Source organism: Streptomyces sp. NPDC015532, assembly GCF_043078065.1.
Classification (GTDB): Bacteria; Actinomycetota; Actinomycetes; order Streptomycetales; family Streptomycetaceae; genus Streptomyces.
The window spans coordinates 516,248-530,887 of record NZ_JBIBSY010000003.1 but is presented as its reverse complement, the minus strand read 5'-3'; the positions used below and the strand labels follow the sequence as shown (position 1 = coordinate 530,887).

14 protein-coding genes are annotated in these 14,640 nt (G+C 68.6%); 7 read left to right on the top strand and 7 right to left on the bottom strand.

Going from position 1 to position 14,640, the window contains the following annotated elements; translation table 11 throughout:
- Positions 1 to 485: 485 nt before the first annotated feature.
- The gene (locus tag ACF07B_RS13600) at positions 486 to 965 is read left to right on the top strand and encodes a hypothetical protein (RefSeq protein ID WP_392179074.1); all 480 of its coding nucleotides are present in this window, start codon (positions 486 to 488) and stop codon (positions 963 to 965) included.
- Here the strand turns inward: ACF07B_RS13600 and ACF07B_RS13595 are convergent.
- Entirely contained in the window at positions 962 to 1,102 is a 141-nt protein-coding gene (locus ACF07B_RS13595) for a hypothetical protein (RefSeq protein ID WP_392179073.1), read from the bottom strand. The two genes, ACF07B_RS13600 and ACF07B_RS13595, sit on opposite strands and share 4 nt — an antisense overlap.
- Before the next feature lie 153 nt (positions 1,103 to 1,255).
- On the bottom strand, positions 1,256 to 1,558 hold the full coding sequence (locus ACF07B_RS13590) for a putative quinol monooxygenase (protein ID WP_392179208.1): 303 nt from the start codon (positions 1,556 to 1,558) through the stop codon (positions 1,256 to 1,258).
- 785 nt (positions 1,559 to 2,343) lie between these two features.
- Here ACF07B_RS13590 and ACF07B_RS13585 point away from each other — a divergent pair.
- From ACF07B_RS13585 to ACF07B_RS13565, 5 genes are all read left to right on the top strand, one after another.
- A complete protein-coding gene (locus tag ACF07B_RS13585; protein ID WP_392179072.1) occupies positions 2,344 to 2,613 on the top strand; it encodes a hypothetical protein in 270 nt (89 codons plus the stop codon).
- A 354-nt stretch (positions 2,614 to 2,967) separates the two neighbouring features.
- Complete coding sequence (locus ACF07B_RS13580; RefSeq protein ID WP_392179071.1) at positions 2,968 to 4,143, top strand: glutathione-independent formaldehyde dehydrogenase; 1,176 nt, start codon at positions 2,968 to 2,970, stop codon at positions 4,141 to 4,143.
- Positions 4,144 to 4,433: 290 nt separating this feature from the next.
- A complete protein-coding gene (locus ACF07B_RS13575) occupies positions 4,434 to 6,611 on the top strand; it encodes an FUSC family protein (protein WP_392179070.1) in 2,178 nt (725 codons plus the stop codon).
- A 502-nt stretch (positions 6,612 to 7,113) separates the two neighbouring features.
- Entirely contained in the window at positions 7,114 to 7,674 is a 561-nt protein-coding gene (locus ACF07B_RS13570) for a hypothetical protein (RefSeq protein WP_392179069.1), read from the top strand.
- A gap of 151 nt (positions 7,675 to 7,825) precedes the next feature.
- Positions 7,826 to 8,182 (top strand): hypothetical protein, encoded by a 357-nt coding sequence (locus ACF07B_RS13565; RefSeq protein WP_392179068.1) that lies wholly within the window; start codon positions 7,826 to 7,828, stop codon positions 8,180 to 8,182.
- A 106-nt stretch (positions 8,183 to 8,288) separates the two neighbouring features.
- Here the strand turns inward: ACF07B_RS13565 and ACF07B_RS13560 are convergent, their stop codons facing one another.
- From ACF07B_RS13560 to ACF07B_RS13540, 5 genes are all read right to left on the bottom strand, one after another.
- A complete protein-coding gene (locus ACF07B_RS13560) occupies positions 8,289 to 8,597 on the bottom strand; it encodes an SCO5918 family protein (protein ID WP_326784465.1) in 309 nt (102 codons plus the stop codon).
- 50 nt (positions 8,598 to 8,647) lie between these two features.
- Positions 8,648 to 9,052, bottom strand: a complete 405-nt coding sequence (locus tag ACF07B_RS13555; RefSeq protein WP_392179067.1) for a CBS domain-containing protein — start codon at positions 9,050 to 9,052, stop codon at positions 8,648 to 8,650.
- A 46-nt stretch (positions 9,053 to 9,098) separates the two neighbouring features.
- Entirely contained in the window at positions 9,099 to 10,589 is a 1,491-nt protein-coding gene (locus tag ACF07B_RS13550) for a DEAD/DEAH box helicase (RefSeq protein WP_392179066.1), read from the bottom strand.
- 341 nt (positions 10,590 to 10,930) lie between these two features.
- A complete protein-coding gene (locus ACF07B_RS13545) occupies positions 10,931 to 11,134 on the bottom strand; it encodes a cold-shock protein (protein ID WP_151471173.1) in 204 nt (67 codons plus the stop codon).
- A 971-nt stretch (positions 11,135 to 12,105) separates the two neighbouring features.
- Positions 12,106 to 12,441, bottom strand: coding sequence for a MerR family transcriptional regulator (locus ACF07B_RS13540; protein WP_392179065.1), 336 nt, complete (start codon positions 12,439 to 12,441; stop codon positions 12,106 to 12,108).
- Positions 12,442 to 13,632: 1,191 nt separating this feature from the next.
- On the opposite strand from ACF07B_RS13540, the gene ACF07B_RS13535 reads away from it, so the two are divergent.
- Entirely contained in the window at positions 13,633 to 14,472 is an 840-nt protein-coding gene (locus tag ACF07B_RS13535) for an RNA polymerase sigma factor SigF (RefSeq protein WP_392179064.1), read from the top strand.
- Positions 14,473 to 14,640: the final 168 nt, after the last annotated feature.

Genomic DNA, 14,640 nt, shown 5'->3' with positions numbered 1-14,640 from the left:
CCGAGGACCAGCCCACCTTGATGCGCCGGATCATGGACCGCGGAAGAGCGGAGCGTTGGGACATCGTCGTGGCCCTCACCGACCTTCCGCTGCACTCACACGGGCGCAAGCTCGTTCTGGATCTGAGTCACGAACACGGCTTGGCCCTGCTGTCTCTTCCTCCGCTGGGGGGCTTGCGTCTGCAGACGAGAGCCCGGCGGGCCGTGGAAGAAGCCGTGCTCAGCTTGGCGGGCCCGCGGGCCACCGGGGCTGAGGGACCTCCTCGGAGTCAGCCGCTTCTGGGGCCCTTCGTCAGTCGCCTCGCGCCTATTCACCCGGGCCAGATCGGTGCGGAGGAGACCGCTGATCTTCGGTACGTCGTCAGCGGACCGCGCGGTTACCTGAGGGTGCTCGTCGGTATGGTCCGCGCCAACCGGCCGTGGCGCTTGGTGCCGGGCTTGTCGAAAGCCCTGGCGGCCGCACTCGCCACGGGAGCAGCCGCCACTGTGAACTCCACCATCTGGAACCTGGCCGAGTCCCTGAGCGCGCCACGCCTCGCGATCGCCACGGTCGGGTCCGTCGCGCTCATGATCGGCTGGCTGATCGTGGACGCGCAGCTGTGGCATCGATCAGCGGAGGTCTCGCGGGAGGCGAGGCAGAGGGCGAGGCTCTACAACGCCTCGACGGTCATGACCGTGGGTATCGGGGTGCTCGTCTGCTACGCGGGTTTGATCGTCATCAACTTGGTGTGGGCCCTGTTCATCCTCAACGGCCAAGTGTTCGCCTCCACGACACGAACCCCGCTTCACGCCGCGGAATACTGGACGTTGTCCTGGTTCGTCGCTTCGGTCGCCACGGTGGGCGGCGCTCTGGGATCGGGCTTGGAGAGCGACGAGGCGATCCGGGCGGCCGCCTACTCCAAGCGCGAACAGGAGCGACGTCGAGCGCTCCAAGACGACGGCGACGGCGACGGCGACGGCGACTAGGGAGACGATATCCACCCGAACGTGGCGCCGATCATCCGGCTCATGCCCGCGATGGAGAAGGGAGTGCCGTCGGGGGTTTCCCAGGGCGTATAGCGCTTGTCGGCGAAGCGCGTGTCGGCCCAGGAATCGGCGTCCATGGTGACTGGCTCCCCGACGGCCTTGGCGACTCGCCGCACCACAACGCATCGCACGCGTGGAGCGTCGGGCACGGCGCCCCGCGCGGTACGCGGCGACGAGTCCGGCCGTCTGCTCGCCGCGTCATCTCTCGTGTCCTGCTGATCCGTCCGGGGTTATGTCGGGAGCTTCGATGCGAGTACGTCGACGTTCTCGATCGCGGGCGACACGGTGAACAGCTCCGCTGCCCGCTCCCCGAGCGCCGTGCCCACGCCTCCGGCCAGGTGTGCCTGTCGACCCGCGTCGTCAGGGAACACGTCGAAGATGCCGAACGTGGACGCGTCGAACTGGATGGCGAACCAGGCGCGGGTGTCGGGCTCCTGGTCGACGATCGCCTGCGCGTCTGTCAGGAACTGTGCCACTTCCGCTTCCTTGCCCGGTTTCGCCTGTACCCGGACCAACAGCCCGACCCGCACCATGGCTCCTCCTTCGATTGGTGCCTTCATGTCAAATCCTCTGCGAATATCGCAGCGTGCGTGGCAGTTCGATCTTCGGGACACGCCGATCGGGGCACACTCTTCATGAGTGAGTCTCCGGCCGTCGGGACAGGGTTGCGCAGCGGGTCGGCCCGTTCGGCGAGCGCGTTCCACACGGGCAGGCGCAGCACCTCCGGGCCGGCCGCCGGACTGACCCCGAGAACAGCGAGGGCGTGTCGGTGGTCATGTCGCCACCGTGGCAGCCGGGTACGCCAACGCGCCGCACCCCGGGCGGCAGATACGCCGTCCGGGGCGCGGGTGCTGCTCGGATGGATCAGCCCATGCCGCCGCCGGGGCCCCGCGTCGGGATGCTGGGGGGTGTGCAACGAAGCGCTCAGCCGCCCCGCCGTCATGCCCCTTCAGGAGCGACTTCTCATATCCCGAGCATGACTACCCGCCCATCAACGTTGGCGATCGGAGTCGCTGCCGCGGTCTGGCAGAAGTCGAGGTGACGCTGTGACCAGCCAGGAACAGGAACGTCTGCCGGCAGAGGCCACGGAGTCGGAGGACCGGGTGCCTCCTCTTGCAGCTGGTCCCCGAACAGAACACGAGCGACTGATGCCGGAGCGGGCGCACGAGCTCCGACGACGGGCTGATGACTACGTGCCCGGAACCTCGCGTGCGCAGATGGTGCTGAAGGTGAGGGCCTGGGGCGCTTGGCTCCGGGCATGAGGCCGGCGAAGAGCTTGCGTGCGGTTTCCCGCGCCGGTACGACAGCCTCTTCCCTCGTGTCCTGCCGATCCGTCCGGGGTCATGCCGGGAGCTTCGATGCGAATACGTCGACGTTCTCGATCGCGGGCGACACGGCCGCCGGCCGCGATCCGGCGTGCCACCTCGATGTCGACCTCGGCCTGCTCGGCCACGAGCTCGGCGCCGACCTCGGTGTCGCCGTCGACCTGGTCGGCCAGCCGCATGGCCACCGTCTGCCGCGCGGAGGCGAGTGCCTGCGCGAGCCCGAGCTGCACCGCGCCGCGCGAGGCGTTGGAACAGTCACATGATCGGCCGGGCACTTCCTCTAACTGGTAACCCGAGTCGGAGATTCGCTGGTGGCCGATGGTTGGTGGTCGTCGGTGGTTGGTGGTCGTCCGTCTACGAAGATTCCGCTGATCGATCGGTGCGTGGTCGTTTCGCGTCAAGGGCCGGCGGGGACTCGGAAGGCACGCCGCCGGGGCACCGAAGCTCCGCCGGACAGGCCCACGGCGGCACCACCGTTCACCTGGACCGGGTGAACGGCCCACAGAGGCATGCCGGAGCCACGGGCCCCGTCGCACCAACTCCCGGGAGTCAGGCTCGGTAGGCCGTCCCCATCGCACCCGCGCTGCGGTCATGCCGCGGCGCCTAAGGAAGCGATCATGAAAGCAGCGGTATATGAAGGCCCTCGAACCGTCACGGTGAAGGACGTACCGGACGCGAAGATCGAGCACCCCTGCGACATCATCGTCAAGATCACCACTACCAACATCTGCGGTTCGGACCTGCACATGTACGAGGGCCGCACCTCGTTCGAGTCCGGCCGCACCCTGGGACACGAGAACATGGGTCAGGTCGTGGAGGTCGGCCCGGCCGTCCGCAAGGTCCGGGTCGGCGAGTACGTGGTCCTGCCCTTCAACATCGCCTGCGGCTTCTGCAAGCAGTGCGAGCAGGGTCTGACCAGCTACTGCCTGACCATGCAGCCGGAACCGGCCCTCGCCGGAGCCGCCTACGGATTCGCCGAAATGGGCCCCTACCAGGGCGGCCAGGCGGAACTGCTGCGCGTGCCCTACGGCGACTTCAACGCGCTGCGTCTGGGTGAGGACGCCGCCGAACGGCAGACCGACTACGTGATGCTCGCCGACATCTTCCCCACCGGCTATCACGCCACTGAGATGGCTCACGTCAAACCGGGCGACCAGACGATCGTCTTCGGGGCCGGTCCCGTCGGGCTGATGGCGGCCTACTCCGCCCTCCTCAAGGGCGCCGGCCGCGTCTGGGTGGCCGACCACCAGCCCGACCGGCTACGCAAGGCGGAGGAGATCGGGGCCATCCCGATCAACACCGCCGAGCAGAATCCGGCGGAGGTCGTCAAGGAGGCCACCCTCGGACTGGGCGCCGACAACGGCTGTGAGTGCGTCGGCTACCAGGCACACGGCCCCGAGGGACATGAGGACGCCAGCCTCACGCTCAACGGACTGATCGACTCGGTCAGGTTCACGGGCGACATCGGTGTGGTGGGCGTGTTCCTGCCCGAGGACCCCGGCGGCGCGGAGGCCCAGGGGGAGCTGGAGGCGCGGGGCAAGGTCCCGATCGACTTCGGCATGATGTGGTTCAAGGGCCAGCGCATGGGCACCGGGCAGGCGCCGGTGAAGAGGTACAACCGGGCGCTGCGGGATCTGATCGCCGGTGGGAAGGCAACGCCGAGCTTCGTCGTCTCCCACGAACTCAGTCTGGACGAGGCCCCCGCCGCCTACGAGCACTTCGACGCCCGTGACGAGGGCTGGATCAAGGTGGTCCTGCACCCGAACGGACACGGGAACGGCCACAAGCGGTAGGTGACCCCGGGCCGCCGTCCCGCCCGTCCTCCGGCCGCGGCTGGGGACAATGGCCCGCGCTCCGGTCGGACCTGAACCAACGGCGATTGCCCGCGCTCCGGCCCGGTAGGACGGACGGCGGACGCTCAGCAGTGTCCGCGGTGGCTGCACCCCGTCCAGCGGCTGCGGGTCCAGCGGCTGCGGCCGCCGGCCTGTTCGCGGGGCGGGTGGGAAGCTTCGCTGCCCGACGGTTGCCGCACCCCAATCAGGCCGATGCGACCCGGCAGGGTGTTCCGGCTAGGCTCACACCCGTGACGTGGCTGCGGGCCTTCGGAGAGGTTGTGCGATCCGGGCTCACGATCGAGGAGACGCGGCTGGAGCCCCTGCTCGCGCTGCGCACGGCCGCTGGGGTGGCGATCGTCGTCGGGCCGGCGCTGTGGCTGGTCTCCCCTGCGTATGCCGCGTCCGCCGCCCTCGGTGCCTACTCCGCGGGTGGGGCCACCTTCCAGCGCACCTGGCGTCCACGCAAGGTGATCGCGCTCGGCGCGGGCGCTGGTCTGGCGCTCAGCACCTTCGTGGGCTACCTGGCCGCGGGGCGACTCGTGACGTTCCTCCCGCTGCTGGCCGTATGGGCCTTCGCCGCGGGGATGGCGTGGGCCGTCGGATCGACCGCTGGGATCGTCGCAGCGACGACCGTGGGCAGCATGCTGGTGACCATCACCCTGCCCACGAGCGTCGGGCGAGCCCTGGAACACGCCGGGGTCATCGCGCTCGGGGGCGTGGTGCAAGCCGTGCTGATCTTACTGTTCCCGATCCGCCGTTGGGGGGCGCATCGCGACGCGCTCGCCGACGCCCTGGCCGCAGTGGCGGACTACGCCCGCCGGTTGCGGCACGACCCGACGGCCCCGTTCGACCCGGAGCCGTTGATGACGGCCCGGGACGCGGCCGCCGTGACGCCATCACAGGCCCGCACCCGTCCCCCCGCCCTGCACGGCCCCCGGGGACTCGCCGAGCGTATTCGGCCGGTCGTCGCCGCGCTCGCCGACCCGGACGTCGGCGCCCCGGCGGAGGGACCCGGGAGGGACCGCGCGCGGGAGTTGCTCGACGCGGCCGCCGACGTCCTGGATGCGGCCGCCCGTTCGATCCGCCGCGGCAGTCCCGCCGAGGTACGGCCCGAGAGCACGGACGTCCTGCGTGTCGAGGAGGAGCACGAGGTGCTGGAGGGCCCCGCGCGGCAGGCCGCCGAGCGGCTCGTGGAACTGCTCGGCGAGGCGTTGGAGATCGCCGGGAGCGGCGGCGCACGCGGGAGGACGCCTACGCCGCCCGGCCCTGCCGGCGCCCAGTTCCTGGTGCGCCCGACAATGCTCCGACTGGTCCCGGTCGTCGTCCGGGCGGTCCGCCGTGAGCTCCGGCGGGACTCGCCCGTGTTCCGGCACGCCGTCCGCCTGGCGGCAGTGGCCACGCTCGGCTACCTGATCGCCACCCGGCTGCCCCTGGGCCACAGCTACTGGGCGCCCATCGCCTCGGTGATGGTGATGCGCCCGGACTTCCACCGGACGTACGCGCGCGCGGTGGCCCGTTTCGCCGGGACCCTGGCAGGGGTCGCGCTCGCCACCGGGATGGTGCGGGCCCTGGGCCCGGACGCCCATGTGTTCGGCGCGCTGGCGGTGATCTCGGCAGGCCTGTCGTACACGCTGATCCGTACCGGCTACGCCTACTCCCAGTGCTTCACTGCCGCGTACGTCGTCTTCCTGCTCGGCATGGGCGGCCAGGCGTGGGAGCAGACGGTCCCGGAGCGGGTGGTGCTCACCCTGCTCGGCGGGGCCCTGGCAATGCTGGCCTACGTGGTGTTCCCCGCGTGGGAGACGCCCCGGCTGCCGGGCCGGCTTGCGGACTGGCTCGCCGCCAACGGCCGCTACGCGGCCGCGGTGCTCCGCAGCTACGCCGAACCGACCCAGGAGCATCACGTCGACATGCGCAGGGCACTGCTGGCGAGCAGGGATGCACGTGCCGCCTGGCAGGAGACATACGACCGGGCAAGGCAGGAACCGGTCCGCCCCAGGGGTCTGACATCGCGTGAGGCGGAGGAGGCGCAAGAGGCACTGAAGGGGTTCGGCCGGGCGGTGATGCTCATGGAGAGCCACGTCCCGCGGGCCGACAGCCGTTTCGTCCCCGAGGCGGAGCGGTTCGCCGAGGCCCTGGAGACGGACACCGCGAAGGCGGCAGTCGACGTGCGCGAGCACAGGAATCCAGACTGGGGGCATGTGGAGGAGGCGCTCCACGCGTGGGAGGACGCTGCCGCCGGCAACCGGAGCCCGGTCGTGCGGCGCGAGGCGGAAATGCAAAAACGGGCCTTGGAAGACCTCGCGACGGCCGTGAGTCGCACACCCCTGGAACGGGACGTCAGCTCTGCTCGCGAGGAGCAGCGGGTGCGGGCTGCCCTGACAGCGGAAGGTGACGGATCAGGCACCGCGCAGCGGGGTGGGTGACGAAGTCGGCCACGGGGAGCGCCGCGCCTCCTGGCGACTCTCGAACAGGCACGTCATCACTCATGACAGCCACACTGCCACCCGACCACCTTGACCAAAGGCATAGGGGCACCCCCCATGAACGGCGTCCCTTGCGCCCGGCGAGGACCGGACGCATCCGGATGATCTTGGCATGGCGTGTCTACCTTGGAAAGCGGTCCAGCTCTCCGTCACCGACGCCATGGGACATCATGGTGTTCTCCACGCGCTGCGGCGCGTACGTGTATTCGGCTTCAACGGCGTCGGGCGACACGGCTTCTCGTCCTCCCTCGGACTCCTGGGCATCACCGGTGATCATGCAGCCAGGCGGCCGTCGCCGGAAATGGGTCACTTCGCCGCCGTGTGAACTCCGGCCCGTTGCTGCTGCCGCCCATCGGGCTCGAAGCGGAATAGATCAGCTGCTCATGGGAACGATCAGAGCTCCCGAGCGGGTATCTCCGCTCCCTGCGCGCAAGGATCGCCGATGCTTCCTGAGGTCAGCCCCCACCTGTCCGGCCCCCTCGCCGACCAGTTGGAACACCAACTGGGTCTGGCTCCGCAACGGGAAGCCGGCGATCTCGATGTGCAGCGCGTCGCCGGCATCGCCGTCGTCGCAGCCGCCCACTCCGATGAGTATGCGGCCACCGGTCACCTCCTGGGACTGCTGGCCGCGCTGCCTGCCCCCACCAAGGCAGGAGAACGCTTCTGGTCGGAGCTGTGGAGGACTTCTGGCACCGCGTACCTGCTGCCTGCCAACATCAAGACTGCGGTGCTGCGTTCCCTGGCGGGAGAAGGAATCGTGCTGGCCCGACAGATCCTGTCGGCTGTCGATGAGATGACTCCGCCCCAGCGCGTCGCAGCCGGGGAGGTGATCGGTCAGGCCCTCGCCGAGTCCGACCATTTTCCCGACCTCAAGACACAGGTCATCGGAGAACTATGGCTCCGTGACCTCGAACTCACCGCCTGGCGCGTCCTGCACGCGGACCGCAGGTCCGACGATCCGACAGGACGCAAAGCATTCCTCGATGCCTGGAGCAGGGTCTGAGCCTCAGCGCTTGCTTGTCGTGATGGGTGAACAGTTCCAGCAGTGCCCGGACGGGCACGTGTGCGTCTGCAGGATGGCGGACGGTGCCATCCAGTCAGCGCCTCCCGCACACCGGGGGAACCTCAGGGTGGCCAGTCAATATAATCGGCGCATGTCGAAGCTTGACGAGCTGCTCGTTGACGTCGCCGCCCTGGTGGAGTCCGGGCAGAGCAACCAGATGTCCCTGACCGTGGTCATCGGTGGTGCTGTCATCACCGGCCGGCTTGCTCCCGAAGCGGTGTGGCGGCAGAGGGTGTCGGACGTGCTGACGGATTCCGCCCGCCTGGGAGAATTCTCAGCCGTCTTCGACACCCCCGCGAAGAACGGGCCGCCCACGCATCTGCACTTCCATGTCGCCCGGATCCTGCAAGGCACGGTGGGGATCCCGGAGACGGGCGGGATGTACCGCGTGGCGATCGCCGACGTCGGCGCCTGGACCGTGGGCGACTTCAGCTATTCCGACCACTGAGCGACCACCGCGACGGCAACCCGTCGCAAGCGGTGTGGGCCCGGCCGGCGCATGCAGGCCAGGCCCACACCGCTGTTCAGGTGTCGGCTCGTGCCTGTTTCCCCGGTCAGACGGACACGGGAGTGCCGAGCATCGCGGAAGCGTGCTGGAGCGGGCTGAGGATGCGTACGGGTGCTGCCTCGGGGAGGGTACGGCAGGTGAAGCCGAGCTGCGTCATGGCCCGGAGGACTTCGCCGGCGCTGAAATCACGCCGGTCCTGGCGGGTGATGACCTGGCCGACCTGTTTGACGGGGTAGTGGCGGCGGCCGATGATCACGGATTCGCCGGTACCCAGTTCGGGCTTGATGCCCTTCATCGATTCCAGCACGCCGCTCTTGGTGAGCTCGAAGGGGAAGCGGGCGATGACACAGCGCATGTGACCTCACAGAGAGAAGCGGGAGAACGGTCCGGCCAGGGTGAGACGGTTCAGCGGGAGAGGGCGAGGACGCCCAGAGCGCTGCCTTGCCCGTCGACCACCCGCAGGGCACCGAGCCGGCGGGAGCGCATCGCGTGCCCGGCTTCGGCCGTCGTGGCCACGGATGTAGTGAACGACCCGTGGTCGCCGAGGAGGTCGCGCAGGCGGACGCGGTCCGTGTAGGCGGAGCTGTCGCGGACGGCGGCGAGTTCGGTCCGGGTGACCAGGCCGGTGCACTGGCCGTCCTGGTCACAGACGACCAGCCGACCCGTGCGTGCGGCGGCCATGACCGACAGCGCCACCTCGACACTCATGTCGTCACAGACCTGCGGTCCGGCCGCGTCCATGACCTCAGCCACCGTGTTGTGTCGGGGGTCGGCGCTCGCCGGGCGGGGCTGCATCTGAACCAGCGTCACAAGGTGCCTCCTGCAGAGATGGGTCAGCTTCCTGATCACGAAGGTTCTAGGCCGCCGTGCCGAAGACGGTCTGGCGTACGGGCGCGCGCCGGGTCGTCGAAGAGGGGCGGCGCCGGCCTCGCGAGGTGCTGCGCTTGGAGCGTTCGGCCACCGGTGCGGTGATGACGACCGGGATGCCGGACGGGGCCTGGGCGCCGGTGATCCGGTGCAGGGCCTCGTCGCCCGAGCGGATCTGGGTGGTCTGCGGCCGGATCCCGGCGTCCACCATGAGGCGGACCATGCCGCGGCGCTGGCTCGGTGTGACCAGGGTGACGACGCTGCCGGACTCGCCGGCTCGGGCGGTGCGTCCGCCGCGGTGGAGGTAGTCCTTGTGGTCGGTCGGCGGATCGACGTTCACGACGAGGTCGAGGTTGTCGACGTGGATGCCGCGCGCCGCGACGTTGGTCGCCACCAGCACGCTGACGTGCCCCGTCTTGAACTGCGCCAGCGTGCGGGTGCGCTGCGGCTGCGACTTGCCGCCGTGCAGCGCGGCAGCCCGAACCCCGCTGTTGAGAAGGTCCTGGGTCAGCCGGTCGACGGCGTGCTTGGTGTCCAGGAACATGATCACGCGGCCGTCGCGGGCGGCGATCTCCGTCGTGGCGGCGTGCTTGTCGGCGCCGTGGACGTGCAGGACGTGGTGCTCCATCGTCGTGACCGCACCGGCCGACGGGTCGACCGAATGCACGACGGGGTCCGTCAGATAGCGGCGCACCAGCAGGTCGACGTTACGGTCCAAGGTGGCGGAGAACAGCATCCGCTGCCCCTGCGGACGCACCTGGTCGAGCAGCGCGGTGACCTGCGGCATGAATCCCATGTCGGCCATCTGGTCGGCCTCGTCCAGCACCGTGATGCCCACCTGGTTCAGCCGGCAGTCGCCCCGGTCGATGAGGTCCTTGAGCCGGCCCGGAGTCGCGACGACGACCTCGGCCCCGCCTCGCAGCGCGCCGGCCTGCCTGCCGATCGACATCCCGCCCACCACCGTGGCCAGCCGCAGCCTGACGGACCGGGCGTACGGAGTGAGCGCGTCGGTCACCTGCTGCGCCAGCTCACGCGTCGGTACGAGGATCAGCCCCAGCGGCTGGCGGGGCTCAGCGCGCTGCCCGGCGGTACGGGCCAGCAGGGCGAGACCGAAGGCAAGGGTCTTGCCCGAGCCGGTGCGCCCGCGGCCCAGGACGTCACGGCCCGCCAGGGAATTCGGCAGCGTCGCGCCTTGGATCGGGAAAGGCGCGCTCACACCCTGCCTGCCGAGTTCGGCCAGCAGCTGCTCGGGCATGGAGAGATCGGCGAAGCTCTCCACGGCAGGCAGCGCGGGGGTGATCGTCGTGGGGAGCGCGAATTCACCCTGCACGGGGGCGGGCCGGCGGCCGTAACCGCCTGAACGAGCAGGACCGCCGGAACGGCGCGGTGCCGACGAGCCGAAGCGGCTGCCGCCCCTTCCTGCGTCGGCACTGCCATTACGGGTGCGGGGTGAGTAGTCGTTCGTACGTGTGCGGTTCATGCGGAACCTTCCTCGATGCGGCACATATCAAGGAATTCCCGCAAGCAGTGAGCAGCACGGAATTACAAGTATGGACCGATGTCAAAGCAAATCCGGCCGACGGGAATCCGCGGCAGGCGTAAATACTGAAATAGCTGACGCAGCGACGACGTAAAGTCCCGGGCGTCGAGGTGCGGTGTGGCCCTTCAGAATGCGCCTGCATCCTGAAGGAGGAGCCGCGTGTGGTGAGACTGCGGATTTCTCCGAGCCGTCCCGCAGGTGAAACCACTGCGGGAAAATGCGTGTAGCTGGGGCCCGCACCCCGAGGGGTGCGGGCCCCAGCTACACAGTGCGCGTCAGCGTCAGGCCGGAACGATGTTCTCGGCCGTCGGGCCCTTCTGGCCCTGCGCGATGTCGAAGGTCACCTTCTGGCCTTCGAGCAGCTCACGGAAGCCCTGGGCGGCAATGTTCGAGAAGTGGGCGAACACATCAGCGCCGCCACCGTCCTGCTCGATGAAGCCGAAACCCTTGTCCGCGTTGAACCACTTCACGGTACCAGCAGCCATGTCATATCTCCTTTGGGGCAGTACACCGGAATCCGCACTGTGCGAACACCGTGTCGCCGCGATGATTACCCCGCCGGAAAACGACCGGAAATACAAAACCGCTCTCCCCGACAGAAGCCGAGTGGGAGTACTTGAAGTTCGGGAACCACAACTGCAACTGAGATGGACAGTAGCACGCCGCAACGACCCGCGTCGGTTAAGTAATTCCACTCCGCTCATTGCGGCAAAAACTCTCACTACACGGTCCGGCAAACTCTCACCTCACGAGCACAGATATTGACTCACTCGCAGGGCAACGTTCCAGAAAAGCGGAGTCGCCGGCCGCAACCAAGGTCGTCGGGGCGCTGTGGCGTGCGCGGCTGTCCGCAGGATCGCATTGAACAGCGGCCAAGAGCGGCCACCACCATGAGGCGGACCTGCGTTGATCGCGGCGTCCGGAGCAGTGGTCGAGCGTTCGATCCGGTGAGGGGACGTCACCGTGGATCGTGTCGAGCAGACTGCGGCCTCCGGAAGTGCCGTGCGCCCAAAGGCTCGGCTTCACCCGGACATGGCAGCTGACAGCGGGCTGAAACTTGGGTGTTCGTTCGCCGTCCGCCCGACGGGCGCCGCATCCATGACGCCCTGTGGGGAGAGTCCGAGATCGTCCAGTTGATCGTCAGCGAACTGGTGACCAACGCCCGAAAGTACGCGCCGGGACCGGCCCTCCTGCACCTGCGGGTCACCAGTGCCGTGGTGCGGGTTGAACTCTGGGACAGCAATCCCGCTGTGCCGGCTGCAAAACCCGGAAGCATGAAACCCGGTATCGAAGCTGCCCGCCAGGGACGCACCGGGCCTGGTGGCCTCTACGGGAGTCGAGGCGGGCCCGGCGCTCATGGGACGCCGCAGGCTCGCTCTACTGCGGGAAGCAGCCTCAACCACCACACCCAAACGGCGCAGGGAGACTGCGCCCCCGACCTAGCCCCTCACAGCCGCTACCGACCCGTCGGGTTCGACGGTCCGGCCGTCCGGCGGTGTTCGGCGTTGATGCGCTGGGCTTCTTCCAGCTGGTCTTCGAGGATGATGATGCGGCAGGCGGCCTCGATGGGGGTGCCCTGGTCGACGAGCTCGCGGGCACGGGCGGCGATGCGCAGTTGGTAGCGGGAGTAGCGGCGGTGCCCCCCGGCGGAGCGGAGCGGGGTGATGAGGCGGGCTTCGCCGAGGGCGCGGAGGAAGCCCTGGGTGGTGCCGAGCAACGCTGCGGCCCGGCCCATGGTGTAGGCGGGGTAATCGTCGTCGTCGAGCCGGCCGAACGAGTCGTCTGCTGTCACTTGCACCTCTCCGAGAAACGCGTGGAGGGGCCCCGGCGCTGTTCGCGCCAGGGCCCCGAAGGAACTGCTACACCATCTGCCGGCCCTGATACTGCGCCGACCTTCTGTTTCCGCACACCCACCCGGGAGAGGGCGGGGAATGCGGGGATCGCGGTTGCTCGACCGGAGACCACCTCACTATCGATGTCCTGCGGTACCCGGGCTCAGCCATTCCGCCCGGGCGATCCTGATGGCGCTCGGCTCCTCCGTTCTTTCCCTCTGGGATCAACTCACTACTGGTACTGCTCTACCGCGTACTGCTGGTGATGCGACCTGCTCGGTGACCTGTGACAGCGCCACTCTTCGGCAGCCAGCCCCGTCACCCGTCCTGCGTCTGCTCTGGCTTGGAACCCCACTGCCGAACCTCCCGGTGCGCGCGCCCGCAGCCGACGCCTTCACCGAGGAACCACTCACATACCTTCACTGCTGGATACCGCGAACTGCACTGACGGGTACTGCAACTTCAACTGCGGTCCTGCTCGCGGCGGCCCCTGATCACTGCGGGCCGCCCGGTCCGGTCGTCAGCCCCGTCGCCGTCCTGCGACAACCCTGGCTTCGGAGCTCCACCACCGCACCGTCCTGCACATTCCAACTACCTGTACCGCTGCCTGGCAGTTCGTGTCTGCCGGGCCCTGCTGATCTCGACTACGAGAGAAACCATAGCCAGACGATCTCCCAATGTCTACTCCAGCCAACATAGATTTTCGCGAGTCTTGCGTAGAGTTAGTCGGCCTCGAACAACGCCCTGCGCGACGGCGGCGCCTACACCCTGGACCTGGTCGCGCCCCGGACAGCAAGACCGTGAGCGTCCTCCTGCTGCGGTAGCGACCCGGCGTAAGGGTCGGGCGGCACACCTGGCCGTCGCTGGGGAAGGTGACCGCAGTGGCAAAGTCCTGACGTCGCATTGCCCGTCGTGCCAGCACCAGGGGCTTCGCCGGGACGGCATCTCGGCGAGGGCGGTCGGCCCTACGTCGAAACCCCGCATGCCGAATGGGTTAACCTCGCTTCCGCTTTGACTCCTGAGGCCGGATGGCCGAGCAGCAGATCCACTGCGGAATTGCCTGGCATGCATGCCTCAACTGCGGGTACGCCGTCTCTGGCCGCTCAGGAGCAGGCGGCTTATGAGGCTGGATCACGCAGGAGGGGACGAGCATGACAGTGACCGAGACGGCAGGGGCGCGGACCGTTGTGCTGCCGGAGATCAGTGACCCGTCGCAGGTCGCTCCGAAGGATGCCCGCGAGCTGTCGAGGCTGTTCTTCGACCAGCTCGCCGTTCTGGAAGAGGGCACGCCCGAGTACCAGTACGCGCGCAACACCCTCATCGAAATGAACATCACCCTCGTCCAGTTCGCGGCCGCGCGTTTCCGCAGCCGCGGACAGGACGAGATGGAGGACATCGTCCAGGTCGGCACGATCGGACTGATCAAGGCCATCGACCGTTTCGAGCTGTCCCGCGAGGTCGAGTTCACCTCCTTCGCCGTCCCCTACATCGTCGGTGAGATCAAGCGCTTCTTCCGTGACACCACGTGGGCCGTCCACGTCCCGCGCCGGCTGCAGGAAGCACGCGTGGCGCTCGCCAAGGCCACCGAGGAGCTCCGCGGCCGACTCGGCCGCATGCCCACCACACGGGAACTGTCCGAACTGATGTCCCTGTCCGAGGAAGAGGTCATCGAGGCCCGCAAGGCCGCCAACGGCTACACCTCGGCCTCACTCGACGCCGCCATCACCTCCAGCGAAGACGGCGAAGCCGCCCTCGCCGACTTCATCGGCATCGACGACACCGCCCTCGAACTCGTCGAGGACTTCAACGCGCTCGCCCCCCTGATCTCCCAGCTCGACGACCGCGAACGCCGCATCATCCACATGCGGTTCGTCGACGAACTCACCCAGGCCCAGATCGGCGAACACCTCGGCGTCTCACAGATGCACGTCTCCCGCCTCCTCAACCGCACCCTCGCCAAGCTCCGCGAAGGCATGCTCACCACCAACTGAGCACAGCAGCCCACAACACACCGGCGTTGTCCTCCTCCCCCACGCGACGGAAAGGGGACAACGCCGGTACACGCCACGGCGCGTCGGCACGGACGCTCCCCCTGCTCGCGGTGCGGCACTTCGCCAGACAGGACTGCTGCGATCGGTGAGCCCGGATACTGGCTGAAT

What these genes read in the sequence shown, in the direction of transcription:
- ACF07B_RS13565 (WP_392179068.1), top strand. Translation starts at nt 7,826, where the DNA reads ATGTCGAAGCTTGACGAGCTGCTCGTTGACGTCGCCGCCCTGGTGGAG.
- ACF07B_RS13595 (WP_392179073.1), bottom strand. Translation starts at nt 1,102, where the DNA reads ATGGACGCCGATTCCTGGGCCGACACGCGCTTCGCCGACAAGCGCTAT.
- ACF07B_RS13590 (WP_392179208.1), bottom strand. Translation starts at nt 1,558, where the DNA reads ATGGTGCGGGTCGGGCTGTTGGTCCGGGTACAGGCGAAACCGGGCAAG.
- ACF07B_RS13580 (WP_392179071.1), top strand. Translation starts at nt 2,968, where the DNA reads ATGAAAGCAGCGGTATATGAAGGCCCTCGAACCGTCACGGTGAAGGAC.
- ACF07B_RS13545 (WP_151471173.1), bottom strand. Translation starts at nt 11,134, where the DNA reads ATGGCTGCTGGTACCGTGAAGTGGTTCAACGCGGACAAGGGTTTCGGC.
- ACF07B_RS13570 (WP_392179069.1), top strand. Translation starts at nt 7,114, where the DNA reads ATGCTTCCTGAGGTCAGCCCCCACCTGTCCGGCCCCCTCGCCGACCAG.
- ACF07B_RS13560 (WP_326784465.1), bottom strand. Translation starts at nt 8,597, where the DNA reads ATGCGCTGTGTCATCGCCCGCTTCCCCTTCGAGCTCACCAAGAGCGGC.
- ACF07B_RS13535 (WP_392179064.1), top strand. Translation starts at nt 13,633, where the DNA reads ATGACAGTGACCGAGACGGCAGGGGCGCGGACCGTTGTGCTGCCGGAG.
- ACF07B_RS13550 (WP_392179066.1), bottom strand. Translation starts at nt 10,589, where the DNA reads ATGAACCGCACACGTACGAACGACTACTCACCCCGCACCCGTAATGGC.